The following is a 26151-nucleotide window of genomic DNA, read 5'->3' on the forward strand; positions in this document are numbered from 1 at the left end:
GGCGCTAGCCGTCAAGCGGGTCATGCTTTATTATCACGCATCTTTTTCAGACCATCGAGAGGCGTGCGGCCCACACCGCGGGCAGATGGCACGCAGGAAGCCCGGACTAATAAGATGGCATTGAAATCCCCCGCGTTTCGTAGAAAATTTCCGTTGCTGGTAACCGGCAGTCTGCTGGCCATGCAACCTTTCGCCACCTCATTCGTGGTCGCCGCGGAACAGTATGACTGCTCAGTCTCTGCTTCGGGTGCCTGGGATTGCGCGCCAAAAGCCAGCGCAGCCCCTTTGCCACCGCGTCCGGTGCATGACGGCAGTGCCGTCAGCTCGGCCAACGGCACGCCGCAAGGCGAAGCTGGCGGTGCCGAAGCCGTGCCGCAGACCAAGCTGGTCACCGAATCCAAGGGCCGTGGCCTGCGCTCGCGTAGCGCCGACTACAGCCACCTGGACTGGGTCCCTCGCGAGAAACTCACCGCCGCGCAACTGGCCGAAACCGGTCCTTATTGCGCCGGTGCGTACATCGAGCCGATCCGTCCTGGCATGAACGACAAGACGGACAAGAGCGACGCGCCGACCTTCATCGGTGCCAAGGCCTCTCGTTACGAGCAGGAAACCCAAGTCGCGACCCTGGCCGGTGACGTGGTCATGCGCCAGGGCAGCATGCAGGTCGAGGCCGACGAGGCCAGCCTGTACCAGGCCGAGAACCGTGGCGAGCTGAACGGCAAGGTGCGTTTGCGCGACAATGGCGCGCTGATCGTTGGCGACCACGCCCAGGTCCAGTTGGACACGGGTGCGGCCCAGATCGACAACGCCGAATACGTGATGCACAAATCGCGCATCCGCGGTAACGCGCTGTACGCCAAGCGTGCCGAAAACGCGATCATCCGCCTCAAGGATGGTACCTACACCACCTGCGAGCCGGACAGCAACGCCTGGCAACTGCGCGGCAACAACATCACGTTGAACCCGGCCACCGGCTTCGGTACGGCGACCAACGCGACGTTGCGGGTCAAGAACATCCCGATCCTGTACACCCCGTACATCTACTTCCCGATTGACGATCGTCGTCAGTCCGGCTTCCTGCCGCCGAGCTTCAGCTCGGGTGGGGAAAGTGGCTTTACGCTGGTGACACCGTACTACTTCAACCTGGCGCCGAACTACGATGCCACGCTGTACCCGCAATACATGACCAAGCGCGGCATGTTGATGGAAGGCGAATTCCGCTACCTCACCAAGTCCAGCGAAGGTCAGTTCGGCGGCGCGTACCTGAACGATGACAGCGACGAGCGGAAGAAACAGAGCGACTACAACAAAACCCGCTATATGCTCAATTGGCAGCATAAGGGTGGGTTGGATTCGCGGCTGTTGACTCAGATCGACTACACCAAGATCAGCGATCCGTTCTACTTCCAGGATCTGAAGTCCAATCAGATTGGCGTTGAGTCTCGTGAGTTCGTCAACCAGCAAGGTGCTGCCAGCTATCGCGGCGATACCTATACCGCTCAGTTGAATTTGCAAGCCTACGAGCTGGCGACGATCTCCCAGATCACTCCGTACAACCGGTTGCCGCAGTTAACCATCAATGGTGCACTGCCTTACCGTCCTGGTGGGCTGTACTTTGCTTATGACGCCGAGGCTGTCCGGTTTGATCGGGATTTGAGGACTGGCAATATCTTCAATAAAGATGGAGGCCCGCTCCCCAACGGCGAACCCCGTCTGGACACCTACGTGAGAGGCCTGACCCGTGCAAACGGCACGCGCTTGAACGCAGCACCAAGCGTATCGTTGCCGATGACCTCGAGTTACGGTTTCATCACGCCAAAGCTCAAGTACGCCTACACCAAATACGATCTTGATCTCGACGGCGCCGGCAAACAGCAAATGATTGACGCGGGCCAGAAATTCAAGAGCTCGCAAGATCGCTCCATTCCAATCGCCAGTGTCGATAGCGGGCTATTTTTCGACCGCAGCACCCAGTGGTTCGGCAAGGATTACACTCAAACCCTGGAACCGCGCCTGTTCTATCTCTATGTTCCAGAGAAAGACCAGTCCGATATCCCGGTATTCGATAGCAGCGAAACCACGTTCAACTACAACTCGCTGTTCCGCGACAACCGTTTCTCGGGCACTGACCGGATCGGCGACGAAAACAAGCTGTCCCTGGGCGTGACCAGCCGCTGGATCGAAGAAAACGGCTTTGAGCGCCAGCGTGTGGCCATCGGCCAGGCGCTGTACTTCAAGGACCGCGAGGTTCAACTGCCTGGCATCGTAGCCGCCGACCGTGCCGACTCGCAGTCGGACGTCTCGCCAATTGCCCTGGACTACGAGTTCCGCTTCAACCGCGACTGGCGCGCCACTGCCGACTACAACTGGGACACCGAGGAGCACGCCGCCCGTTCCGGCAGCGCGATGTTCCACTATCAGCCAGAAGACAACCCGAACAAGGTTATCAACGTTGGCTACCGCTATCGCAACGACCAGGTCGTCTACAACCAGCTGACCGGCAAATGGCAGTTTGGCGGCGATTACGGCACCGAAGGGCAGCCAGGTTTCGAGAAGGATTACTACAAAATCCAGCAACACGACTTCTCGATGATGTGGCCGATCGTTCCGCAGTGGAACCTGATCACCCGCTGGCAGTATGACTACGCACGCAACCGTACCCTGGAAGCCTTTGGTGGTTTCGAGTACGACAACTGCTGCTGGAAACTGCGCGTGATCAACCGTTATTGGGTTTCCAACGACGAATACACCCAGATCGCCCCGCAGAACGAAAAAGGCGACCACGGGCTCTTCCTCCAAATCGTCCTCAAAGGACTCGGCGGCCTGACTGGCGCCAAGGTAGAGAGCTTCCTCGACAAAGGCATCCAAGGTTATCGTGAACGTGAAGATCAAGCTTTCTGATTGTCTGCGCCCGCTGATGCTGGGCGCGCTGTTCCTGGGTACTGCAGCGGCACACGCTGCAGTGCAACCGTTGGACAAGGTAGTGGCCATCGTCGATAACGACGTGATCATGCAGAGCCAACTCGACCAACGGGTCAAGGAAGTTCAGCAAACCATCGCCAAGCGTGGCGGTGGCGTGCCACCGACCAGCGTCCTGGACCAGCAGGTGCTGGAACGCCTGATCGTCGAAAACCTGCAATTGCAGATTGGCGACCGTTCCGGCATCCGTATCACCGACGAAGAGCTGAACCAGGCCGTCGGCACCATCGCTCAACGTAACAACATGAGCATTGATCAGTTCCGCGCGGCCCTGGCCCATGACGGTTTGTCCTATGAGGACGCCCGTGACCAGATCCGCCGCGAAATGATCATCAGCCGTGTGCGCCAGCGCCGTGTGGCCGAACGCGTGCAGGTATCAGAGCAGGAAGTGAAGAACTTCCTGGCCTCGGACCTGGGCAAGATGCAGCTCTCCGAAGAACTGCACCTGGCCAATATCCTGATCCCGACGCCAGACAGCGCCAACGCCGAGCAGCTCAACGCCGCAGCGGCCAAGACCCAGGCGATCTATGACCGTCTCAAGGCCGGTGCTGACTTTGCGCAGATGGCCATTGCCCAGTCCGGCAGCGACAACGCCCTCGAAGGCGGTGATATGGGCTGGCGTAAAGCCGCTCAACTGCCACCACCGTTTGACCGCGAGTTGAGCGCCATGGAAGTGGACGGCATCACCCAACCTGCGCGCACCCCTGGCGGCTTCATCATTCTGAAGTTGCTGGAGCGTCGCGGCGGTGAGGCTTCGTTGAAGGACGAAGTGCATGTCCGTCACATCCTGGTCAAGCCAAGTGAAATCCGCACCGAGGCTCAAACCAAGGAGCTGGCGCAAAAGATCTATGAGCGCATCGAAGGCGGTGAAGACTTCGCCACCCTGGCCAAAAGCTTCTCGGAAGACCCGGGTTCTGCCCTCAACGGCGGCGACCTGAGCTGGATCGACCCACGAGCCCTGGTGCCCGAGTTCCAGCAAGTCATGAACGATACGCCGCAAGGCGTGCTGTCCAAGCCGTTCAAGACCCAATATGGCTGGCACGTCCTGGAAGTCCTTGGCCGCCGCGCCACCGACAACACCACCCAGGCCCGTGAGCAGCAAGCACTGACCGTACTGCGTAACCGCAAATACGACGAAGAGCTGCAAACCTGGCTGCGTCAGATCCGTGACGAAGCCTACGTGGAAAACAAGCTCCCTGGCGCCGACACAACAGGCACCGACCAGGCAGCCCAGTGAAACCCCAGCGTTTCGCGTTGACACCCGGCGAGCCGGCCGGCATAGGTCCAGACCTGTGCCTGCTGCTCGCCGCGCAAGCCCAGCCTCATCCCCTGATTGCCATTACCAGCCGTGACCTGCTCCTTGAGCGGGCCACGCAACTGGGCGTGGCTGTCGACTTGTTGCCCGTTTCGCCGGGCAACTGGCCCGACCAACCGGCACACGCGGGCAGCCTGTACGTGTGGGACACCCCGCTGCAGGCCAAGGTAGTCGCCGGGCAGCTGGACAAGGCCAACGCCGCCTTCGTCCTGGAGACCCTGACCCGCGCCGGACAAGGCTGCATCGACGGTGACTTCGCCGGGATGATCACGGCGCCGGTGCATAAAGGCGTGATCAACGAAGCCGGTATCGCCTTTTCCGGCCATACCGAGTTCCTTGCCGAGCTGACCCACACCGAACAGGTGGTGATGATGCTGGCAACCCGTGGCCTGCGCGTGGCACTGGTGACCACTCACCTGCCCTTGCGCCAGATTGCCGATGCCATCACGCCAGAGCGCCTGGAACGCGTCACGCGCATCCTGCACGCTGACCTGCAACAGAAATTCGGCATCGCCCAGCCGCGAATCCTCGTGTGCGGCCTCAACCCCCACGCGGGTGAAGGCGGCCACCTGGGCCATGAAGAAATCGACATCATCGAACCCACACTAGAGCGTCTGCGCCAAGAAGGCATGGACCTGCGTGGCCCATTGCCCGCCGACACTCTGTTTACCCCCAAATATCTGGAGCACTGCGATGCAGTGCTGGCGATGTACCATGACCAGGGGCTGCCCGTGCTGAAATACAAAGGTTTCGGCGCCGCAGTCAACGTGACCCTGGGCCTGCCGATCATCCGCACCTCCGTCGACCATGGCACCGCCCTGGACCTGGCGGGCAGCGGCAAGATCGATACCGGCAGCCTGCACGTGGCCCTGGAAACCGCCTATCAGATGGCCGAGACCCGTATATGACCGAGCATTACCAACACCGGGCGCGCAAGCGCTTCGGGCAAAACTTCCTGCACGATGCCGGCGTTATCGACCGCATCCTGCGCTCCATCCATGCCAAGCCCGAAGACCGCCTGCTGGAAATCGGCCCGGGCCAGGGCGCGCTGACCCAGGGCCTGCTCAATAGCGGTGGCCAACTGGATGTGGTTGAGTTGGACAAGGACCTGATCCCTATCCTCAACCAGCAATTCGCCGGCATGCCCAACTTCAACCTGCACCAGGGCGATGCGCTGAAGTTCGACTTCACCAGTCTCAATGCCGCGCCCAACAGCCTGCGTGTGGTTGGCAACCTGCCTTACAACATCTCCACGCCGCTGATCTTTCACCTGCTGAACAACGCAGGGATCATCCGCGACATGCATTTCATGTTGCAGAAGGAAGTGGTCGAGCGCCTGGCGGCCGGCCCTGGCGGCGGCGATTGGGGTCGCCTGTCGATCATGGTCCAGTACCACTGCCGGGTCGAGCACCTGTTCAATGTGGGTCCGGGCGCGTTCAACCCGCCGCCAAAAGTCGACTCGGCCATTGTGCGCCTGGTGCCACACGCGGTTCTTCCGCACCCGGCCAAGGATCATCGCCTGCTGGAACGAGTGGTACGCGAAGCCTTCAACCAGCGTCGCAAGACCCTGCGCAATACACTCAAGGCATTGCTGAGCAACGCCGAGATCGAAGCCGCCGGTGTCGACGGCAGCCTGCGCCCGGAGCAGTTGGACCTCGCCGCGTTTGTACGCCTGGCGGACCAGCTAGCGATTCAGCCTGCACCCGCTGCCGACTGACCCATCGCCGGCAAGCCGGTTCCTACAAGGGTGGACATCAGGTCATACAGCATGTCTGGCCTAGTGCCCACCTCATGGCCTAGACTGATCCGCATCTGCTGTCCTCCGCTTTTGCTCTTAAGGCCTCTTGCATGTCCGATCCTCGCTATCAGATCGACGTCAGCGTCGTCACCCGCTTCCTGGCGGAACAATCCCAACCCGAACAGAACCGCTTTGCCTTTGCGTACACCGTCACGGTGAAGAACAACGGCCAAGTGCCCGCCAAGCTGCTGTCGCGTCACTGGGTGATCACCGACGGTGACGGCCATGTCGAGGAAGTGCGCGGTGCCGGCGTCATCGGCCAACAGCCCCTGATCGACAGCGGCGCCAGCCATACCTACAGCAGCGGCACCGTGATGACCTCCAAGGTCGGCACGATGCAAGGCAGCTACCAAATGCTTGCCGAAGACGGCAAACACTTCGACGCCATCATTGCTCCCTTCCGCCTGGCGGTGCCCGGAGCCCTGCACTGATGGCAACCTATGCTGTCGGCGACCTGCAAGGCTGCCTGGAGCCGCTCAAATGCCTGCTTGATCGCGTAGCCTTCGACCCGGCCAAGGATCGCCTGTGGCTGGTGGGTGACCTGGTCAACCGCGGCCCGCAATCCCTGGAGACCCTGCGCTTTCTTTATGGCCTGCGCGATTCCCTGGTCTGCGTGCTGGGCAACCACGACCTGCATCTGCTGGCAGCCGGCAATAACATCGAGCGTCTGAAAAAGGGCGACACCCTGCGGGAGATCCTCGAAGCCCCGGATCGCGCCGAATTGCTCGACTGGCTGCGCCGACAACCGCTCTTGCACTACGACGAGGGGCGCAATACCGCCTTGGTTCATGCTGGCATTGCGCCGCAGTGGACCCTGAAAAAGGCCCTCAAGTGTGCCGCCGAGGTCGAAACCGTCCTGGCCGATGACACTCTGTTCGCCACTTATCTGGACGGCATGTACGGCAATGAGCCAGTGAAGTGGGATAACGATCTGACCGGCGTCGCGCGCCTGCGGGTCATTACCAACTACTTCACGCGTATGCGCTTCTGCACCGCCGAAGGCAAACTCGACCTCAAGAGCAAGGAAGGCGCCGACACCGCCTTGCCCGGCTACAAACCCTGGTTCGCCCACAAGGAGCGCAAGACCCGCGACACGAAGATCATCTTCGGGCACTGGGCCGCCCTCGAAGGTCACTGCGACGAACCCGGCGTATTCGCCCTCGACACCGGTTGCGTGTGGGGCGGGGCCATGACCCTGATGAACATCGACACCGGCGAGCGCCTGAGCTGCCAGTGTGAATCTCCCCTTCCCGTAACACTGCCCGCTGCCGCCAAGCGCTAGACGCCGCTTGCCGCACGCCCAAGGAGCCCGCCATGAGCGAATTCAAACGTATCCCTCCCGAACAAGCCCAGGCCCTGCGCGAGCAAGGCGCCGTGGTGGTGGATATCCGGGATCCCCAGACCTACGCCCTGAACCACATCAAGGGCGCACGGCATCTGGACAATCACAATATCGCCGACTTCATCCGCGCCGCCGACCTCGACGCACCCGTGATCGTGGCCTGCTATCACGGCAACTCCAGCCAGAGCGCGGCGGCCTACTTGGTCAGCCAGGGCTTCTCCGATGTCTATAGCCTGGACGGCGGCTTTGAGCTGTGGCGTACGACGTATCCTGCGGAAATTGCCACAGGCGATTCGCAATAATTTTTTTAAACCCCGCTACCCCGCGTGACGCTTGGGCTCGCGCCGTTTCTGACGAACGGTGCGCCCAAACTAATTAGGCATCTCGCCTTGACCTCCCGGATTCCCAACTATCATTAAGCGCAGGCCATCCAAAACAGGGGAGAGCCGGTACACCGGCGTGCGGGTCATCGGTAGCGTTTCAGGGTGTTCTGGGGGGAAATGGCCACGGCAAGCGCCACTGGCTGCCAGCATCGACTGATTGATCCGGCGTCGGCTCCACGTATCGAGCGAGGTGACGACGTCATGAGTATTTTTAGCCACTTCCAACAACGCTTCGAGTCCACACAGCAGGAAGAGCTCACGCTGCAAGAGTATCTCGAGCTGTGCAAAAAGGACCGCAGTACCTACGCGTCTGCCGCCGAGCGCCTGCTACTGGCGATTGGTGAGCCGGAGCTGGTAGACACCTCCAATAATTCGCGACTATCGCGAATATTCTCCAACAAGGTCATCCGCCGCTACCCGGCCTTTGAAGACTTCCATGGCATGGAAGAATGCATCGACCAGATCGTCTCCTACTTCCGCCATGCCGCCCAGGGCCTGGAAGAGAAGAAACAGATCCTCTACCTGCTCGGCCCTGTGGGCGGCGGTAAATCCTCCCTGGCCGAAAAACTCAAGCAACTGATCGAAAAGGTGCCTTTCTACGCGATCAAGGGTTCCCCGGTATTCGAGTCGCCCCTGGGCCTGTTCAACGCTACGGAAGATGGCGCGATCCTCGAAGAAGACTTCGGCATTCCACGGCGCTATCTCAACACCATCATGTCGCCCTGGGCCACCAAGCGCCTGGCCGAGTTCGGCGGTGATATCAGCCAGTTCCGGGTGGTGAAGCTCTATCCATCTATTCTCAACCAGATCGGCGTCGCCAAGACCGAACCGGGGGATGAGAACAACCAGGATATTTCGGCGCTGGTGGGCAAGGTCGATATTCGCAAGCTGGAGGAGTTCCCGCAGAACGACGCGGACGCCTATAGCTACTCGGGCGCACTGTGCCGGGCCAACCAGGGCCTGATGGAGTTCGTGGAGATGTTCAAGGCGCCGATCAAGGTGCTGCACCCACTGCTTACCGCGACCCAGGAAGGCAACTACAACAGTACAGAAGGCCTGGGCGCGATTCCGTTTACCGGCATCCTGCTGGCCCACTCCAACGAATCGGAATGGCACACCTTCCGCAACAACAAGAACAACGAAGCCTTCATCGACCGGATCTATATCGTCAAGGTGCCGTACTGCCTGCGGGTCAGCGATGAAATCAAGATCTACGACAAGCTGCTGTTCAACAGCTCCCTGGCCAAGGCCCATTGCGCACCCGACACCCTGAAGATGCTCGCCCAGTTCACCGTGCTGTCGCGCCTCAAGGAGCCGGAAAACTCGAATATCTATTCGAAAATGCGCGTCTACGACGGGGAAAACCTCAAGGACACCGATCCCAAGGCCAAATCGATCCAGGAATACCGCGACACGGCAGGCGTCGATGAGGGCATGAACGGGCTGTCGACGCGCTTCGCCTTCAAGATCCTGTCCAAGGTCTTCAACTTCGACCCCCACGAGATCGCCGCCAACCCGGTGCACCTGCTCTATGTCCTGGAGCAACAGATCGAACAAGAGCAGTTCCAGGCTGAAACCCGCGAGCGCTACCTGCGCTTCCTCAAGGAGTACCTGGCGCCGCGCTATATCGAGTTCATCGGCAAGGAAATCCAGACCGCCTACCTGGAGTCCTACAGCGAATACGGCCAGAACATCTTCGACCGCTATGTGCTGTACGCAGACTTCTGGATCCAGGACCAGGAATACCGCGACCCGGAAACCGGCGAGATCCTCAATCGCGTAGCCCTCAACGAAGAACTGGAGAAGATCGAGAAACCGGCCGGCATCAGCAATCCGAAGGATTTCCGCAACGAAATCGTCAACTTCGTGTTGCGCGCCCGGGCCAACAACAATGGCAAGAACCCTACCTGGCTCAGCTACGAGAAGCTGCGGGTGGTCATCGAGAAGAAAATGTTCTCCAACACCGAGGATCTGCTGCCGGTCATCAGCTTCAACGCCAAGGCCAGCAAGGAGGATCAGCAAAAACACAACGACTTCGTCACACGAATGGTCGAGCGCGGCTACACCGACAAACAGGTACGGCTGCTCTCCGAGTGGTACCTGCGGGTTCGCAAATCGCAGTAAGGCAGCGACAGGCGTGCGCTGCCGGGCCTATGGCCTGGCAGCTGACCGCTTGTCTCTAAGCTTCCAGCTCGCGGCTTGAAGCTTGTAACGTGAAGCTGCCCGGAGGGCTCCCTATGAGCTATGTGATTGACCGACGCCTCAATGGCAAGAACAAGAGCACGGTAAACCGCCAGCGTTTCCTGCGGCGTTACCGTGACCACATCAAAAAGGCCGTCGAAGAGGCGGTGAGTCGCCGCTCCATTACCGATATGGAGCACGGCGAGCAGATCAGCATTCCCGGACGGGATATCGATGAGCCGGTGCTACATCACGGCCGCGGCGGTAAACAGACCGTGGTTCATCCGGGAAACAAGGAATTCACCTCCGGCGAACACATCCAGCGTCCTCAAGGCGGTGGCGGCGGCAAAGGCCCAGGCAAGGCCGGCAACTCCGGCGAAGGCATGGACGAGTTCGTATTCCAGATTACCCAGGAGGAGTTCCTCGAATTCATGTTCGAGGACCTGGAGCTGCCCAACCTGGTCAAACGCAACCTGACCGGCACCGACACCTTCAAGACCGTACGCGCCGGCATCAGCAACGAGGGCAACCCCTCGCGCATCAATATCATCCGTACCCTGCGTTCAGCCCATGCCCGGCGTATCGCCCTATCTGGTAGCAGCCGCGCCAAACTCAAAGAGGCCAAGGAAGAACTGGCGCGATTGAAGCGCGAAGAGCCAGACAATTTCGGCGATATCCAGGAAATCGAAGCAGAAATCGAGAAACTCAGTGCGCGTATTCACCGCGTACCGTTTCTCGACACCTTCGACTTGAAATACAACCTGCTGGTCAAGCAACCCAACCCCAGCTCCAAGGCAGTGATGTTCTGCCTGATGGACGTTTCCGGCTCCATGACCCAGGCGACCAAGGACATCGCCAAGCGCTTCTTTATCCTGCTGTACCTGTTTCTCAAGCGTAACTACGACAAGATCGACGTGGTGTTTATCCGCCATCACACCAGTGCCCGCGAGGTCGACGAAGAAGAGTTTTTCTATTCACGGGAGACCGGCGGCACCATCGTGTCCAGTGCGCTGAAACTGATGCAGGAAATCATGGCCGAGCGTTATCCGGCCAACGAATGGAACATCTACGCGGCTCAGGCTTCCGATGGCGACAACTGGAACGACGACTCGCCCATCTGCCGCGACATCCTGATCAACCAGATCATGCCGTTCGTGCAGTACTACACTTATGTGGAGATTACCCCCCGCGAGCACCAGGCCCTGTGGTTTGAATACGAGCGCATCGGTGAAGCCTTCGCCGACACCTTCGCCCAGCAACAACTGGTCTCGGCCGGCGATATCTATCCGGTCTTCCGTGAACTCTTCCAGCGCAGGTTAGTGACATGACCGCCAAAGAGCATAAGCGCCAACCCATTTCCACGGGGTCCGAATGGACCTTCGAACTGATCCAGGCCTATGACCGGGAAATCAGCCGTATTGCGGCCGGATATGCCCTGGATACCTATCCCAACCAGATCGAAGTGATCACCGCCGAGCAAATGATGGATGCGTATGCCTCGGTGGGCATGCCCCTGGGCTACCACCATTGGTCCTACGGCAAGCACTTCCTCAGCACGGAGAAGTCCTACACCCGTGGCCAGATGGGGCTGGCCTATGAAATAGTGATCAACTCCGACCCGTGCATTGCCTACCTGATGGAAGAAAACACCATCTGTATGCAGGCCCTGGTGGTGGCCCACGCGTGCTATGGCCACAACAGCTTTTTCAAGGGCAACTATCTGTTCCGCACCTGGACCGACGCCAGTTCGATCATCGATTACCTGGTGTTCGCCAAGCAGTACATCATGCAGTGCGAGGAGCGCCACGGGATCGATGCGGTGGAAGACCTGCTCGACTCCTGCCATGCCTTGATGAACTACGGGGTAGACCGCTACAAGCGCCCCTATCCGATTTCCGCCGAGGAGGAACGGTTACGGCAGAAGGACCGGGAAGAGCATCTGCAAAAGCAGATCAACGACCTGTGGCGCACCATCCCCAAACGCGCCGACAAGAATAGCGACAAGGACAATGCGCGCTTCCCCGTCGAGCCCCAGGAAAACATCCTGTACTTCCTGGAAAAACACGCCCCGCTGCTGGAGCCATGGCAACGGGAGATCGTGCGGATCGTGCGCAAGATCGCCCAGTACTTTTATCCACAGCGCCAGACCCAGGTGATGAACGAAGGCTGGGCAACGTTCTGGCACTACACCCTGATGAACGACCTTTACGACGAAGGCCTGGTGACCGACGGCTTCATGATGGAGTTCCTCACCTCACATACCAGCGTGGTCTTCCAGCCAGGCTTCGACAGCCCCTACTACAGCGGCATCAACCCCTATGCCCTGGGCTTCGCCATGTACCGGGATATCCGGCGCATGTGCGAACACCCCACTGAGGAAGATCGCCGCTGGTTCCCGGAGATCGCCGGCAGTGACTGGCTATCGACCATCAAGTTCGCCATGAGCAGCTTCAAGGACGAGAGCTTCATCCTGCAGTACCTGTCACCCCAGGTGATTCGTGACCTCAAGCTGTTCAGCATTCTGGACGACGACCTCAAGGACGACCTGCTGGTACCTGCCATCCACGATGAAGCCGGCTACCGCACCATCCGCGAGACCCTAGCGGCCCAATACAACCTGGGCAACCGCGAGCCCAACGTGCAGATCTACAGCATCGATATGCGCGGTGATCGCTCCCTGACCCTGCGCCACCAGCAACACGACCGCAAACCCCTGGGAGAATCCACGGACGAAGTGCTCAAGCATCTGCACCGGCTATGGGGCTTCGATATCCACCTGGAGACCCTGCAAGGCGATCAGGTCATGAAGACCCATCACGTGCCGCCGCGCAACGAACATAACGACAACGATTACGGCCGCCTGGACCTGGCCGTGGTTCACCTTTGACGCAGCAATGCCTCCATTGGCCGGCCGCAGGCGTTATCCTGTAGGGCTAATGGAGGCTTTTTCATGCAAATCTACAAAGTCGGTGGAGCGGTACGTGATCGCTTGCTCGGCATCCCCGTTACCGATATCGATCGGGTCGTAGTAGGCGCCACCACTGAAGAAATGCTCGCCCTGGGCTATCGCCCAGTGGGCTCTGACTTTCCGGTGTTCCTGGACCCAAAAAACAACGATGAGTACGCCCTCGCCCGCACCGAACGCAAAAGCGGTCGGGGTTATGGCGGCTTTGTGTTTCATGCCAGCCCCGAAGTCACCCTCGAACAAGACCTAATCCGCCGCGATCTGACTATCAACGCGATCGCCGAAGACGACGACGGCAACCTGACCGATCCGTACAACGGCCAGCGCGACCTGCAGGCCAGGGTATTGCGTCACGTCTCCCCGGCGTTCGCCGAAGATCCCCTGCGCGTACTGCGGGTCGCGCGGTTTGCCGCACGTTATGCCGGTCTCGGTTTCACTATCGCCCCCGAAACCCTGGAATTGATGCGTCAGCTCAGCGACTCCGGCGAACTGGAAGCCCTGACGCCGGAACGCAGCTGGAAGGAAATTTCCCGGGCCCTGATGGAAGATCAGCCACAGGTGTTTATCCAGGTGCTGCGCGACTGCCATGCCCTGAAAACCCTGCTACCGGAAGTGGATGCCCTGTTCGGTGTGCCCCAACCCGAAGCTCATCACCCCGAGATAGATACCGGCATCCACACCCTGAGCGTGCTGCAACAGGCGGCCCTCCATGCCCAACCCTTGACCGTGCGCTGGGCCTGCCTGCTGCATGACCTGGGCAAGGGCCTGACACCTGTGGATAAGTTGCCCCGGCATATTGCCCACGAGCAACGGGGCCTGAAGCTGATCAAAGCCGTCAATGAGCGCTTCAAAGTGCCCAAGGATTGCCAGGAATTGGCGCTACTGGTCGGCGAGTATCACACCCATGGTCATCGGGCACTGGAGCTGAAGGCCTCGACCCTGCTGGAGTTGCTGCAGAGCTTTGACGTATTCCGTCGGCCACAGCGCTTTGAAGAATTTGTCGTCGCCTGCGAAATGGATGCACGAGGTCGCAAGGGCCTTGAGCAGCGAAGTTATCCACAGGCAGAGTATTTGCGTGCTGCCGCGCAGGTGGCGCGGGCCGTGGCAGTGGCGCCGCTGCTGGAGAAGGGTTTCAAGGGCCCGGAGCTGGGCGAGGCGCTCAAGCGTGAACGGCTCAAGGCCCTGAAAGCCTACAAGGACCAACACTCACTGTAGGCGCTGGCGAGCCGGTTTCTACAGGTCTGGGGTGAGTGGTCGGCCACGCCATTCGAAGGCAACCGGTGCCAGTACCTGGTCGATTTGTGCATCCCGCCACAGCGCGGCAAATGTCTTGCCGACTTCAGGGTGCACACGTTCCGGCGCCATCAACGACAGCGGCCACAACACAAAGGCGTTTTTCAGGATTTCTGCCCGCGGCAACACCAAACCATCAAAATTACCGCTCAGGTCGCCATACAGCAGCACATCAATATCCAGGGGCAAACCCTTGCGATCCGGCGCATAGCGGCCATTGTCGGCCTCGATGGACTTCAGCCGGCGATCCAGTTCCATCAACGGCAAATCGGTGTACGCCGATACCACCAGGTTGAAGAACGGCCCGCTCTTGATCCCCACCGGCTGACTTTCGAATACGGCAGAACAGCGCATATCGGTCAAAAAGCCATCCAACGCGTCAAGACCCGCCTGCAAACGGGCCTCGCGCTCGATATTGCTGCCAAGACCAAGGTAAACCTGAGTTAGCGACATCCGCGCTCGATCTCCACGCCCACGCCCTTGGCGGCCGGGACAGCACCGGGCTTGGTCAACTTGAGGTGCAGCCAGGGGATCTGGAATTCTTCCATCAAGACCTGCGCCAGGCGCTCGGCAAACGTTTCCACCAGCTGGAATTGCGCCTGCGCGGCAAAGGCCTGGATGCGCGTGGAAACACTGGCGTAGTCGAGGGCCAGGGTCAGGTCATCACCGGCTGCGGCCGGGCGATTGTCCCAGGCGAAACTCAGGTCCAGGCGCAGGCATTGACGGATACCTCGCTCCCAGTCGTAGGCCCCGATCACGGTGTCGACTTCCAGGCCTTCGATAAACACTCTGTCCAAGCACTCTTCTCCACAGCACGACAAGGGCGCAATGCCCCGTTAGAATCAAGGCGTCCTCGCCCGGAATAGTTAGCATGTCTTGGTTACTGGCGACCCTCGCCTACCTGCTCGGCTCGCTGTCCTTTGCCATCTTGCTCAGCCGCCTGACGGGAAATCCCGACCCGCGAATGAGTGGCTCGGGCAATGCCGGCGCCACCAATATGTTGCGCCTGGCCGGCAAAAAGCTCGCCGTACTGACGTTGTTCGGCGACGTATGCAAAGGCCTGTTGCCCGTGCTGATCGCCGACCTCGCCGGCCTCTCCCTGCAACAACAAGCCTGGATCGGCGTGTGTGCCGTGCTCGGCCATCTGTTCCCGCTGTACTTTCGCTTTCGCGGTGGCAAGGGCGTCGCGACGGCCGCCGGCATGCTACTGGGGATCTACCCTCCAGCGGCGCTGCTGGCCATTGCCGCCTGGCTGCTGACGTTCTACCTGACCCGCACCAGCTCCCTCGCCGCATTGATCGCCACCCCCCTGACCCTGCCATTGCTGGCCTGGCAGGAGCCGGCTGCCCTGCTGCCGATGAGCGTACTCACCCTGCTGATTGTATGGCGCCATCGCGGCAATTTACGCGACCTGTTTGCCGGGCGCGAACGACATTTTTAAATACGCCCGGTGAACCCGACTCATGTTCGTCGATCACAACGGCGGCAGTTGCTCCATCGGCCAACGCGCCTGCACGCTGATGGCCAGGCTCTCATGCTGGCCCGCCTGCAAGCGCTGGCAACCGGCGAAGGCAATCATCGCGCCGTTATCGGTGCAGAACTCAGGGCGCGCGTAAAACACATCGCCCTTGAGGTCGCCGAGCATTTTTTCCAGTGACAAACGCAATGCCTTGTTCGCGCTGACGCCTCCAGCGATGACCAGGCGCTTCATGCCGGCCTGCTTCAGGGCACGCTTGCACTTGATGGTCAAAGTCTCCACCACCGCCTGCTGGAACGCCAGAGAGATGTCGCAACGGGCTTGCTCGCTGTCGTCCCCGGCGCTGACGCTTTGCTGCCAGGTGTTCAAGGCGAAGGTTTTCAAGCCACTGAAGCTGAACATCAGGCCTGGGCGATCACACATCGGACGCGGGAAGGTATAGCGCCCCGCCACGCCTTTTTCCGCCAGGCGCGCGATTTCCGGACCACCGGGATAATTGAGGCCCATCATCTTGGCGGTCTTGTCGAAAGCTTCACCGGCGGCATCGTCCAGGGTCTCCCCCAGAAGCGTGTACTGGCCGATTGCATCGACCTGAACCAGCTGCGTATGGCCACCGGAAACCAACAAAGCGACGAACGGGAACCCAGGAGGGTTTTCTTCCAGCATCGGCGCCAGTAAATGGCCTTCCATATGGTGCACGCCAAGGGCTGGAATACCCCAGGCAAACGCCAGCGCCTGGGCGCAGGAAGCCCCAACCAGCAGGGCCCCGACCAATCCAGGGCCGGCGGTATAAGCGATGGCATCGATCTCGGTGGCGACGCAGTCGGCCTCGTCCAGCACCTGTCGAATCAATGGCAGCATGCGTTTGACGTGATCACGGCTAGCGAGCTCCGGCACCACCCCGCCATAGGCCCGATGCAGATCGATCTGACTGAACAGCGCATCGGCCAAAAGCCCGCGTTCACTGTCGTAAAGCGCGACGCCGGTCTCGTCGCAGGAGGTTTCTAAGCCCAGTACTAACATGGGTTTGCGCCTTGTAGAGGCTGAATTCGAAGGCGCGCATAATAGTCGCCACGTCCCCTCCCGACTAGCGGTTTTCGATCAGAGGCTTTGCATTCCGGGCAATGAGGGGTTAACATCCGCAACCCTTAAAAACCGACGACCTCAGCCGCGAATTTTTTGCGACGAGAACGTTGATTCCCGGTAATGAAAGAAGGTAGCTCTGGATGCCAGCCGTCAAAGTAAAAGAGAACGAACCCTTCGACGTAGCTCTGCGTCGTTTCAAGCGCTCCTGCGAAAAAGCCGGTGTTCTGGCTGAAGTTCGTAGCCGCGAATTTTATGAGAAGCCAACTTCTGAGCGTAAGCGTAAAGCAGCAGCCGCTGTTAAGCGTCACGCCAAGAAAGTTCAGCGCGAACAGCGCCGCGCCGTTCGTCTGTACTAATACACAGACGTTCGTAGCAAGCTTCTGCCAAGCCCGGCCCTCAGCCGGGCTGTTGGCATTTGCGGATATCGCTTGATGCTTCACCGTCGACGCCGCACATGCGACCGAGACAAAGCTTCACACGTCAGGACTGGCTCTTTTGCCAGCGGTGCACGTCTCTTCTGACGAGCCTATCAAGGCTACTGACGAGCACACCCATTTTCCAAGCAGGCGATCAATAGGTCGACTGTGCCCCACGATGAGCTTCCGAGGCCGCCATTGGCCGTGACCGGACTCCAGGGCAACGCTTTCAAACACGTCGAAGACTGATTGGAACTAACGTCAGTGAACGTTCGACAGATACACTTCCTGGCAGCCCAAGCAGACAATCGATGATCAAGCCGCCGCCATGCGCGTCTTGAGTGCGTCACGGGCCCTCATTTACACGCAGTGATGACGAGAACGCCATGGCCGGGCTAATTCCCCAGAGCTTTATTGACGACCTTCTGAACCGCACCGACATCGTCGATGTTGTCAGCTCGCGCGTGCAAATGAAAAAGGCTGGCAAGAACTACACCGCCTGCTGTCCGTTCCATAAAGAAAAGACCCCATCGTTCAGCGTCAGCCCCGACAAGCAGTTCTACTACTGCTTCGGCTGCGGCGCCGGCGGCAATGCCCTGGGCTTTATCATGGACCACGACAACCTGGACTTCCCCCAGGCCGTCGAGGAACTGGCTAAAGCCGCCGGCATGGAAATCCCCCGCGAAGAAAGTGGCCGGCCGCACAAACCGCGCCAGCCTACCGACTCGCCGCTGTACCCGCTGCTCACCGCCGCCGCCGAGTTCTACCGCCAGGCCCTGAAAAGCCACCCACAGCGCAAAGCCGCCGTGAACTACCTCAAGGGCCGCGGCCTGACCGGGGAAATCGCCCGCGACTTCGGCCTGGGCTTCGCCCCGCCGGGCTGGGACAACCTGTACAAGCACCTGAGCAGCGACACCCTGCAGCAAAAGGCCATGATCGACGCCGGCCTGCTGGTGGAAAACGCCGAGACCGGCAAGCGCTATGATCGCTTTCGCGATCGAGTGATGTTCCCGATCCGCGACAGCCGTGGCCGCATCATCGCCTTCGGCGGACGGGTACTGGGTGACGACAAGCCCAAATACCTCAACTCCCCGGAAACCCCGGTGTTTCACAAGGGCCAGGAACTCTACGGCCTGTTTGAAGCGCGCAAGAACAACCGCAACCTCGATGAAATCATCGTGGTTGAAGGCTACATGGACGTTATCGCCCTGGCCCAGCAAGGCCTGCGCAATGCCGTGGCAACCCTCGGCACCGCCACCAGCGAAGAGCACATGAAGCGCCTGTTTCGCGTGGTGCCCAGCGTGCTGTTCTGTTTCGACGGCGACCAGGCCGGACGCAATGCGGCCTGGCGCGCCCTCGAAGCAACCCTCTCGAGCCTGCAGGATGGGCGCCGCGCGCGCTTTCTGTTCCTGCCCGAAGGCGAAGACCCGGATACCCTGGTGCGCTCCGAAGGTACCGATGCGTTTCGCGCGCGCATCCACCAGCACGCACAACCGCTGGCCGATTATTTTTTCCAGCAATTGACCGAGGAAGCCGACCCGCGCTCCCTCGAAGGCAAGGCCCATATGGCTACCCTCGCGGCACCGTTGATCGACAAGGTCCCCGGCGCCAACCTCAAGGCCCTGATGCGCCAGCGCCTGCTGGAGATCACCGGCCTGAGCGGCGAGGCGGTCAGCCAGCTGGTGCACAGCGCGCCCCAAGAGGCGCCACCAGCCTACGACCCGGGCTTCGACTACGACGCCATGCCGGACTACGCTGACTTTCAGCAGCCTCAAGAGGCCTTTGTGCCTCAACAGGACTGGACGCCGAAGAAACCCGGCGCCGGCGGCAAGAAATGGGACAAGAAACCCTGGAGCAAAAACGGCAAGCATGGCGACCGCGACGAGGCGTACGCCCCGCGGACACCGGTGGCCGTAGAAGCGCCGACGCTGATTGCCCTGCGCACCCTGATCCACCACCCGCAATTGGCGGGCCGAGTGGAAAGCGCCGAACATTTTGCCAACGAGAGCAACACCTACGCCCAGGTGCTGATTGCCCTGATCGAGGCCGTACAAAAAAATCCTAAGCTAAACTCAATCCAGCTGATGGCCCGCTGGCATGGCACAGAGCAAGGACGTCTTTTGAAAGCACTCGCAGAAAAGGAGTGGTTAATTGACGGCGATAACCTTGAACAACAGTTTTTAGACACCATTACTAGGTTATCCGCGGGTCAGCACACGCAGACCCTCGACGAACTTATCAAGAAAGCAAGGCAGCCAGGATTATCGGCTGAAGAGCAAATTCAGATAGCAAAGCAGATGCGCGACCTCTTAAAACAGAATGTTTCCGCATCAAACCCGACCTCAGCTGGCGTGTGAGGTCATAGCTCGGGTATAATCCTCGGCTTGTTTTTTGCCCGCCAAGACCTTCAGTGGATAGGGTGTTATGTCCGGAAAAGCGCAACAGCAGTCTCGTATCAAAGAGTTGATCGTCCTTGGTCGTGAGCAGGGTTACCTGACTTACGCGGAGGTCAACGACCACCTGCCGGAGGATATTTCAGATCCGGAACAGGTGGAAGACATCATCCGCATGATTAACGACATGGGGATCAACGTATTCGAAGCTGCGCCAGATAAGGATTCTCTTATGCTGGCGGACGCCGATACCGACGAGGCCGCCGCTGAAGAAGCTGCTGCCGCGCTGGCTGCAGTGGAGACCGATATCGGTCGCACCACCGACCCTGTGCGCATGTATATGCGTGAAATGGGTACGGTTGAGCTGCTGACACGCGAAGGCGAAATCGAAATCGCCAAGCGTATCGAAGAGGGCATCCGCGAAGTGATGGGCGCAATTGCGCACTTCCCCGGCACGGTTGACCACATTCTCTCCGAGTACACCCGCGTTACCACCGAAGGTGGCCGCCTGTCCGACGTCCTGAGCGGTTATATCGACCCGGACGATGGCATTACGCCGCCTGCTGCCGAAATACCGCCGCCTGTCGACCCGAAAGCCGTGAAAGCGGACGACGAAACCGACGACGACGAGGCTGAAGCCAGCACCGACGACGAAGAAGAAGTCGAAAGCGGCCCGGATCCAATCATCGCAGCCCAGCGCTTTGGCGCGGTCTCCGACCAGATGGAACTGGCGCGCAAGGCCCTGAAGAAGCACGGTCGTGGCAGCAAGCAGGCTACCGCCGAACTGCTGGCCCTGGCTGAGCTGTTCATGCCGATCAAACTGGTGCCGAAGCAATTCGAAGGCCTGGTTGAGCGGGTTCGTAGCGCCCTTGAGCGTCTGCGTGCACAAGAGCGGGCGATCATGCAGCTCTGTGTCCGTGATGCGCGCATGCCGCGTGCCGACTTCCTGCGCCAGTTCCCGGGCAATGAAGTTGACGAAAGCTGGACCGACGCACTGGCCAAGGGCAAAAGCAAATACGCTGAAGCCATTGGTCGCTTCCAGGCCGACATCGTTCGTTGCCAGCAGAAGCTGACTGCATTGCAGACCGAAACCGGTCTGACGATTGCCGAGATCAAGGACATCAACCGTCGCATGTCGATCGGCGAGGCCAAGGCCCGTCGCGCGAAGAAAGAGATGGTTGAAGCGAACTTGCGTCTGGTGATCTCCATCGCCAAGAAGTACACCAACCGTGGCTTGCAGTTCCTCGACCTGATCCAGGAAGGCAACATCGGCTTGATGAAGGCTGTGGACAAGTTCGAATACCGTCGCGGCTACAAGTTCTCGACTTATGCCACCTGGTGGATCCGTCAGGCGATCACTCGCTCGATCGCCGACCAGGCCCGCACCATCCGTATTCCGGTGCACATGATCGAGACCATCAACAAGCTCAACCGTATTTCCCGGCAGATGTTGCAGGAAATGGGTCGCGAACCGACCCCGGAAGAGCTGGGCGAACGCATGGAAATGCCTGAGGATAAAATCCGCAAGGTATTGAAGATCGCTAAAGAGCCGATCTCCATGGAAACCCCGATTGGTGATGACGAAGACTCCCATCTGGGTGACTTCATCGAAGACTCGACCATGCAGTCGCCAATCGATGTCGCCACCGTTGAGAGCCTTAAAGAAGCGACGCGCGACGTACTGTCCGGCCTCACTGCTCGTGAAGCCAAGGTACTGCGCATGCGTTTCGGCATCGACATGAATACCGACCACACCCTTGAGGAAGTCGGTAAGCAGTTTGACGTGACCCGCGAGCGGATCCGTCAGATCGAAGCCAAGGCGCTGCGCAAGTTGCGCCACCCGACGAGAAGCGAGCATTTGCGCTCCTTCCTCGACGAGTGATCACAAAACCCCCAGGCCCAGGCCTGGGGGTTTTGCTTTGTGCAGATTAAATCCTCCCCGCTTTACCTCCCCCCGCAATGCCCGTCTACACTCGAAATATTCCCCGTGCCATAACGAGACCGTTATGCCCAGACTGCCGACCGTGCTACTGCTGTCGCTGCTGACCTGGACCGCAACGGCTGGCGCGTTGACTCTCACTGATGAAGAGCATGGCTGGTTGGCGGACCACCCGGAGTTGCGCCTGGGCGTTGACGCATCGTGGCCGCCATTTGAATATCGCGACGAAGAAGGCCGCTATCAGGGCCTGGCCGCTGACTATGTACGACTGATCCAGGAGCGCCTGGGCATCAAGGTCAGGTTGATCGAGCCTGCCAACTGGAGCGCACTGCTGGAGCAGGCCAAGAACAATCAGCTCGACCTGTTACCGGGCATCATGTCCACCCCGGAGCGCCAGGGTTTCCTGGCATTTTCCAGGCCTTACCTCGACTTCCCCATCGTCATTCTTGCCCACGAAGGCGGCGCCCAGCCCCGTTCCCTCAAGGACCTGTATGGACTGAAGATCGCCGTGGTGGAGAACTATGCCCCCCACGAATTGCTGCGCACCCACCACCCCGACCTGAACCTGGTGGCGATGCCCAACGTCAGCTCGACCTTGCAGGCCCTGGCCACCGATGAGGTGGACGCCGTCGTCGGCGACCTGGCCTCCAGTGTGTGGAGCCTGCGCCAGCTTAAGCTCGACGGTTTGTACGTTAGTGGCGAAACGCCTTATCGCTACCAACTGGCAATGGGCGTACCCCGCGAGAACAAAATGTTGATCGGCATCCTCGACAAGGTGCTCGCCGACCTCAGCCCCAGCGAAATCAACGAAATCCAGGAACACTGGGTCGGCAATGTCATCGATCACCGAGCCTTCTGGACCGATCTGCTGCTCTACGGCCTACCTGCCGTGCTGCTGTTGAGTACCGTGCTGGCCATCGTGATTCGGATCAATCGCCGGCTCAGCTCGGAAATTTCCCGCAGGGTGGCCCTGGAACAGGAGCTGCGCAGCAGCGAGTACCATTACCGGGGATTGGTGGAAAGCCTGTCAGCCATCGCCTGGGAAGCAGACATCAGCGATTTCACCTACAGCTACGTGTCGCCCCATGCCGAGGAGCTGCTGGGCTATCCACGGGCGCACTGGCTGATCCCCGGCTTCTGGCGCAACATCATCCACCCTGCCGACCTGACCCGTGCCGACAGCTTCTGCCAGCGGGAAACCCGCGCCAACCGCGACCACAGCATTGACTACCGGGTGATCACCGCCGATGGCCGTTGCTTGTGGGTCAGGGACATTGTCAGCCTGATCAAGCATGGGCATGAGCCGGTCATGCGCGGCCTGATGATCGATATCAGCGAGGCCAAGCGCACCGAGGAAGCGCTGCAGCTTTCGCAGGAGAAGTTCGCCTCGGTGTTCCAGCAATGTCCGGACATACTGGTGATTGCCCGCCTGTCCGATGGCTGCCTGCTGGAGGTCAACAAGGCATTCGAGGACCAGATTGGCCTGAGCGCCGCAGACGTGGTCGGTAAAACCGCCACCGAGCTGAACATCTGGGGCATCCAGGGTGTAGGCCCCAACCTGCTCAAGCGGGTGCAGACCACCAGCATCCGCAACCTGGAGATGCCGTTCCTGCGCAGCAATGGCCAGGCGTTCACCGGGCTGATCTCTGCCGAACCCTTCCAGCTCGATGCGACCGAAGCGTTGGTGGTGGTAGTGCGGGACATCACCCAACTGAAGGAAACCCAGCAACTGCTGCAGACTTCCGAAGAAAAGTTCGCCAAGGCCTTTCACGCCTCGCCCGACGGCTTACTGCTGACGCGCCAGCACGACGGCCTGCTGCTGGAGGTCAATGAAGGCTTTAGCCGCATCACCGGCTTCAACAGTGCGATGTCCCTGGACCAATCGACCCTGGACCTGGGCATCTGGGTGGACTTGAACGAGCGCAAGCACATGCTCGACCTGCTACAACGCGACGGCCTGGTGCGCGACTTCGTCTGCCATATCCGGCGCAATGATGGCCAGATTCGCCTGTGCGAGGTATCCAGCCGCCCGCTGCCCATTGGGGATGACGACTGCATGCTGACCATCGCCCGCGACATTACCGAACGTCAGTTGATGCAGGAAAAACTGCAACAGGCCGCGACGGTTTTCGAAAGCACTGCCGAAGGCGTGTTGATCACCGATACCCGGCAGAACATCAGCGCGGTCAACCGCGCCTTCAGCGAAATCACCGGCTACAGCGAAGCCGAAGCCCTCGGCCATACCCCGCGCCTGCTCGCTTCCGGCCTGCACGACAGCGCGTTCTACGCCGCCATGTGGCATCAACTGACGGCCAACGGCCACTGGCAAGGCGAAATCTCCAACCGGCGCAAGAACGGCGAGCTGTATCCCAGTTGGCTGACGATCAACGCCGTGCGCAACCTCGAGCAGTCAATCACCCACTTCGTGGCAGTATTTGCCGACATCTCCAGCCTCAAGCATGCTCAGGCGCGGCTCGATTACCAGGCGCACCACGACCCGCTCACCGGCCTGCCCAACCGCACGCTGTTTGAAAATCGCCTGCAAACCGCCCTCAACAACCAACAGGAAACCGGCAGCCAGGGCGCGGTGCTGTTTCTCGACCTCGACCGCTTCAAACACATCAACGACAGCCTTGGCCACCCGATTGGCGACCTGCTGCTCAAGGACATCGCGGTGCGCCTCAAGGAACAACTGCGCGATATCGACACCGTAGCGCGCCTGGGCGGTGACGAATTCATCATCCTGCTGCCCGGCCTGCAACAAGCCAGCGACGCCCAGCACCTGGCCAATAAACTGCTGGCCTGCTTCACCCTGCCCTTCCAGGCGGGCGAGCACGAGTTCTTTATCAGCGCCAGCATCGGCACCAGTTTCTATCCGCAGGATGGGATCGACGTCGCCACCCTGGTAAAAAACGCCGATGCCGCCATGTACCGCTCCAAGGCCAAGGGCCGCAATCGGGTTGAACGCTACACCCAGGACCTCACCGCCCAGGCCAATGAGCGCGTCGCCCTCGAACACGAACTGCGCCGGGCCATAGAGCGCGATGAGCTGTTTCTGTACTACCAACCAAAGCTGAGCCTGGACACCCAACAACTGATCGGCGCCGAAGCCCTGATCCGCTGGCGCCATCCCACCTTTGGCGACGTACCTCCCGAACACTTCATCGCCCTGGCCGAAGAGAACGGCATGATCCTGCAAATCGGCGACTGGGTCCTGGAGCAGGCTTGCCGGCAACTGCATCAGTGGCGCAAGTGCTACGACGACTTCGGCCCCCTCTCCGTCAACCTCGCCGGGGCCCAACTGCGCCACCCCAACCTGTTGGGGCGCATCGAGCAACTGCTGCGCGACAACCGCCTGGAACCGGACTGCCTGCAACTGGAGATCACCGAAAACTTCATCATGAGCCAGGCCGAAGAAGCCCTGGAAGTACTGCATAAACTCAAGCACCTGGGCGTACAACTGGCCATCGACGACTTCGGCACGGGCTATTCATCCTTGAGCTACCTCAAGCGCCTGCCCCTGGACTTCCTGAAAATCGACCAGTCCTTCGTCCGCGGCCTACCGGACGATCCCCACGACGCCGCCATCGTGCGCGCCATCATCGCCCTGGGCCACAGCATGCAATTCACCATCATCGCCGAAGGCGTGGAAACCCCCGCCCAGCAAGCCTTCCTCGCCGACGAAGGCTGCGAACAAATGCAAGGCTACATCGTCAGCCTGCCCCTGCCTCCCGACATCTTCGCCGCGACCTTCCTTCACATGACCCATTCGGATTTTTCGGATAGCACAGTGGAGAAACCATCGTTATAATCCGCGACCTACTGAGGGCCTATAGCTCAGTTGGTTAGAGCAGGGGACTCATAATCCCTTGGTCGTAGGTTCGAGTCCTACTGGGCCCACCAAATTGAAAGCCGCGCACTGCGCGGCTTTTTTTGTTTCTGGAGGCTGGAAATCCAAGAGGCTGGCCGCTAACTCTCAGGGCCTACATTCAGCGCGCAGGGCATACATACCGCCAAGCCATGGAGAGGCCTGACTACTGGGACACACCAACATATTCGTCCCTCCACTTTGCGAAGTCGGAGCGAGTCTTATAAATAACGTCATCAACTATATAAGCCCCTCTGGCAACTTCGCCAGGAAAATCAATAATAAACGCAAACCTTAAGCTATAGCTTTCTGACGGTTGATGGCGATATCTCTCTTCTTCAGAAAGATCCTTAATGTACATTTTATTTTCACCAGGTCGTTTTTTTGAAAACGATTCCCAGTCGATGGCAACTCCATCTGGATTAATTATTCGATACCTTTCTGGCTGACTATCAACATTCCACACAATAAACGCACCATTCGGACCGTCAGCAACATTGCGAACAATACCAATCACACCTGGCTTCAAAATATTATTGTTTGCCCTATTCTTCGGCTCCAGCAGTGTAGTCCTATGACCATCAATAAAAACCTCAACCAATGCTTTAGTACTCATGACGGACTCCATCAATTAGACTTTTAAACTTGAGTCTAAAATGCACCTATCGCCCCAACAACTGTGAAAACTAACAGGGTGCAATAACTATTTTGAATAT

The 26151-nt window shown here is 59.6% G+C and carries 20 protein-coding genes and 1 tRNA gene; 17 read left to right on the forward strand and 4 right to left on the reverse strand.

Annotated elements, in window-relative coordinates; translation table 11 throughout:
* Nucleotides 1-114 precede the first annotated feature (114 nt).
* The 11 genes from ACO77H_RS25200 (at nt 115) to ACO77H_RS25250 (ending at nt 14178) form a co-directional block, all read left to right on the forward strand.
* The gene (locus ACO77H_RS25200; RefSeq protein ID WP_170042255.1) at nt 115-2901 is read left to right on the forward strand and encodes an LPS-assembly protein LptD; all 2787 of its coding nucleotides are present in this window, start codon (nt 115-117) and stop codon (nt 2899-2901) included.
* Nucleotides 2882-4216, forward strand: coding sequence for a peptidylprolyl isomerase (locus ACO77H_RS25205; RefSeq protein WP_432754699.1), 1335 nt, complete (start codon nt 2882-2884; stop codon nt 4214-4216). Before ACO77H_RS25200 ends, ACO77H_RS25205 begins: the two co-directional genes overlap by 20 nt.
* A complete protein-coding gene (pdxA, locus tag ACO77H_RS25210; RefSeq protein ID WP_432754700.1) occupies nt 4213-5202 on the forward strand; it encodes a 4-hydroxythreonine-4-phosphate dehydrogenase PdxA in 990 nt (329 codons plus the stop codon). The genes ACO77H_RS25205 and pdxA overlap by 4 nt, the downstream gene beginning before the upstream one ends.
* Nucleotides 5199-6011, forward strand: coding sequence for a 16S rRNA (adenine(1518)-N(6)/adenine(1519)-N(6))-dimethyltransferase RsmA (gene rsmA / locus ACO77H_RS25215; protein WP_169953812.1), 813 nt, complete (start codon nt 5199-5201; stop codon nt 6009-6011). Before pdxA ends, rsmA begins: the two co-directional genes overlap by 4 nt.
* Before the next feature lie 131 nt (nt 6012-6142).
* Nucleotides 6143-6523, forward strand: coding sequence for a Co2+/Mg2+ efflux protein ApaG (gene apaG / locus ACO77H_RS25220; RefSeq protein WP_076962233.1), 381 nt, complete (start codon nt 6143-6145; stop codon nt 6521-6523).
* Entirely contained in the window at nt 6523-7374 is an 852-nt protein-coding gene (locus ACO77H_RS25225; RefSeq protein ID WP_169953811.1) for a symmetrical bis(5'-nucleosyl)-tetraphosphatase, read from the forward strand. Before apaG ends, ACO77H_RS25225 begins: the two co-directional genes overlap by 1 nt.
* 32 nt (nt 7375-7406) lie before the next feature.
* Nucleotides 7407-7736, forward strand: coding sequence for a thiosulfate sulfurtransferase GlpE (gene glpE, locus ACO77H_RS25230; RefSeq protein ID WP_169953808.1), 330 nt, complete (start codon nt 7407-7409; stop codon nt 7734-7736).
* A 282-nt stretch (nt 7737-8018) separates the two neighbouring features.
* On the forward strand, nt 8019-9941 hold the full coding sequence (locus ACO77H_RS25235) for a PrkA family serine protein kinase (protein ID WP_017739508.1): 1923 nt from the start codon (nt 8019-8021) through the stop codon (nt 9939-9941).
* 113 nt (nt 9942-10054) lie between these two features.
* Nucleotides 10055-11326, forward strand: a complete 1272-nt coding sequence (locus tag ACO77H_RS25240; RefSeq protein WP_169953806.1) for a YeaH/YhbH family protein — start codon at nt 10055-10057, stop codon at nt 11324-11326.
* Nucleotides 11323-12885, forward strand: coding sequence for a SpoVR family protein (locus ACO77H_RS25245; protein ID WP_169953804.1), 1563 nt, complete (start codon nt 11323-11325; stop codon nt 12883-12885). Before ACO77H_RS25240 ends, ACO77H_RS25245 begins: the two co-directional genes overlap by 4 nt.
* Before the next feature lie 63 nt (nt 12886-12948).
* Nucleotides 12949-14178 (forward strand): multifunctional CCA addition/repair protein, encoded by a 1230-nt coding sequence (locus ACO77H_RS25250; RefSeq protein ID WP_432754701.1) that lies wholly within the window; start codon nt 12949-12951, stop codon nt 14176-14178.
* Nucleotides 14179-14196: 18 nt separating this feature from the next.
* On the opposite strand, the gene folK is transcribed toward ACO77H_RS25250, so the two are convergent.
* Nucleotides 14197-14709 (reverse strand): 2-amino-4-hydroxy-6-hydroxymethyldihydropteridine diphosphokinase, encoded by a 513-nt coding sequence (gene folK, locus ACO77H_RS25255; RefSeq protein WP_170042252.1) that lies wholly within the window; start codon nt 14707-14709, stop codon nt 14197-14199.
* The gene (gene folB, locus ACO77H_RS25260) at nt 14700-15053 is read right to left on the reverse strand and encodes a dihydroneopterin aldolase (protein ID WP_029296829.1); all 354 of its coding nucleotides are present in this window, start codon (nt 15051-15053) and stop codon (nt 14700-14702) included. Before folB ends, folK begins: the two co-directional genes overlap by 10 nt.
* A 74-nt stretch (nt 15054-15127) precedes the next feature.
* On the opposite strand from folB, the gene plsY reads away from it, so the two are divergent.
* On the forward strand, nt 15128-15697 hold the full coding sequence (gene plsY / locus ACO77H_RS25265) for a glycerol-3-phosphate 1-O-acyltransferase PlsY (protein WP_029296831.1): 570 nt from the start codon (nt 15128-15130) through the stop codon (nt 15695-15697).
* A gap of 33 nt (nt 15698-15730) precedes the next feature.
* Here the strand turns inward: plsY and tsaD are convergent, their stop codons facing one another.
* Complete coding sequence (gene tsaD / locus ACO77H_RS25270; RefSeq protein ID WP_169953798.1) at nt 15731-16756, reverse strand: tRNA (adenosine(37)-N6)-threonylcarbamoyltransferase complex transferase subunit TsaD; 1026 nt, start codon at nt 16754-16756, stop codon at nt 15731-15733.
* A 203-nt stretch (nt 16757-16959) separates the two neighbouring features.
* On the opposite strand from tsaD, the gene rpsU reads away from it, so the two are divergent.
* The 5 genes from rpsU (at nt 16960) to ACO77H_RS25295 (ending at nt 25470) form a co-directional block, all read left to right on the forward strand.
* Nucleotides 16960-17175, forward strand: a complete 216-nt coding sequence (rpsU, locus tag ACO77H_RS25275) for a 30S ribosomal protein S21 (protein WP_002551877.1) — start codon at nt 16960-16962, stop codon at nt 17173-17175.
* A gap of 446 nt (nt 17176-17621) precedes the next feature.
* A complete protein-coding gene (dnaG, locus tag ACO77H_RS25280; protein WP_432754702.1) occupies nt 17622-19592 on the forward strand; it encodes a DNA primase in 1971 nt (656 codons plus the stop codon).
* 67 nt (nt 19593-19659) lie between these two features.
* Nucleotides 19660-21510, forward strand: a complete 1851-nt coding sequence (gene rpoD, locus ACO77H_RS25285) for an RNA polymerase sigma factor RpoD (protein WP_169953793.1) — start codon at nt 19660-19662, stop codon at nt 21508-21510.
* Nucleotides 21511-21634: 124 nt separating this feature from the next.
* Nucleotides 21635-25378 (forward strand): bifunctional diguanylate cyclase/phosphodiesterase, encoded by a 3744-nt coding sequence (locus tag ACO77H_RS25290; protein WP_170057644.1) that lies wholly within the window; start codon nt 21635-21637, stop codon nt 25376-25378.
* A gap of 15 nt (nt 25379-25393) precedes the next feature.
* Nucleotides 25394-25470 (forward strand) — tRNA-Ile (locus ACO77H_RS25295).
* Nucleotides 25471-25601: 131 nt separating this feature from the next.
* On the opposite strand, the gene ACO77H_RS25300 is transcribed toward ACO77H_RS25295, so the two are convergent.
* Nucleotides 25602-26051, reverse strand: a complete 450-nt coding sequence (locus tag ACO77H_RS25300) for a hypothetical protein (RefSeq protein WP_169953788.1) — start codon at nt 26049-26051, stop codon at nt 25602-25604.
* Between the last annotated feature and the right edge of the window lie 100 nt (nt 26052-26151).

Source organism: Pseudomonas sp. WMBT8, from assembly GCF_050916005.1.
Lineage (GTDB): Bacteria > Pseudomonadota > Gammaproteobacteria > Pseudomonadales > Pseudomonadaceae > Aquipseudomonas.

Bases quoted from the DNA above. Each gene is read 5' to 3' on its own strand.
- ACO77H_RS25235 (WP_017739508.1), top strand. From the start codon at position 8,019: ATGAGTATTTTTAGCCACTTCCAACAACGCTTCGAGTCCACACAGCAG.
- folK (WP_170042252.1), bottom strand. From the start codon at position 14,709: ATGTCGCTAACTCAGGTTTACCTTGGTCTTGGCAGCAATATCGAGCGC.
- rsmA (WP_169953812.1), top strand. From the start codon at position 5,199: ATGACCGAGCATTACCAACACCGGGCGCGCAAGCGCTTCGGGCAAAAC.
- rpsU (WP_002551877.1), top strand. From the start codon at position 16,960: ATGCCAGCCGTCAAAGTAAAAGAGAACGAACCCTTCGACGTAGCTCTG.
- ACO77H_RS25245 (WP_169953804.1), top strand. From the start codon at position 11,323: ATGACCGCCAAAGAGCATAAGCGCCAACCCATTTCCACGGGGTCCGAA.
- plsY (WP_029296831.1), top strand. From the start codon at position 15,128: ATGTCTTGGTTACTGGCGACCCTCGCCTACCTGCTCGGCTCGCTGTCC.
- ACO77H_RS25250 (WP_432754701.1), top strand. From the start codon at position 12,949: ATGCAAATCTACAAAGTCGGTGGAGCGGTACGTGATCGCTTGCTCGGC.
- ACO77H_RS25300 (WP_169953788.1), bottom strand. From the start codon at position 26,051: ATGAGTACTAAAGCATTGGTTGAGGTTTTTATTGATGGTCATAGGACT.
- ACO77H_RS25200 (WP_170042255.1), top strand. From the start codon at position 115: ATGGCATTGAAATCCCCCGCGTTTCGTAGAAAATTTCCGTTGCTGGTA.
- ACO77H_RS25225 (WP_169953811.1), top strand. From the start codon at position 6,523: ATGGCAACCTATGCTGTCGGCGACCTGCAAGGCTGCCTGGAGCCGCTC.
- rpoD (WP_169953793.1), top strand. From the start codon at position 19,660: ATGTCCGGAAAAGCGCAACAGCAGTCTCGTATCAAAGAGTTGATCGTC.
- glpE (WP_169953808.1), top strand. From the start codon at position 7,407: ATGAGCGAATTCAAACGTATCCCTCCCGAACAAGCCCAGGCCCTGCGC.
- ACO77H_RS25240 (WP_169953806.1), top strand. From the start codon at position 10,055: ATGAGCTATGTGATTGACCGACGCCTCAATGGCAAGAACAAGAGCACG.
- apaG (WP_076962233.1), top strand. From the start codon at position 6,143: ATGTCCGATCCTCGCTATCAGATCGACGTCAGCGTCGTCACCCGCTTC.
- ACO77H_RS25290 (WP_170057644.1), top strand. From the start codon at position 21,635: ATGCCCAGACTGCCGACCGTGCTACTGCTGTCGCTGCTGACCTGGACC.
- dnaG (WP_432754702.1), top strand. From the start codon at position 17,622: ATGGCCGGGCTAATTCCCCAGAGCTTTATTGACGACCTTCTGAACCGC.
- tsaD (WP_169953798.1), bottom strand. From the start codon at position 16,756: ATGTTAGTACTGGGCTTAGAAACCTCCTGCGACGAGACCGGCGTCGCG.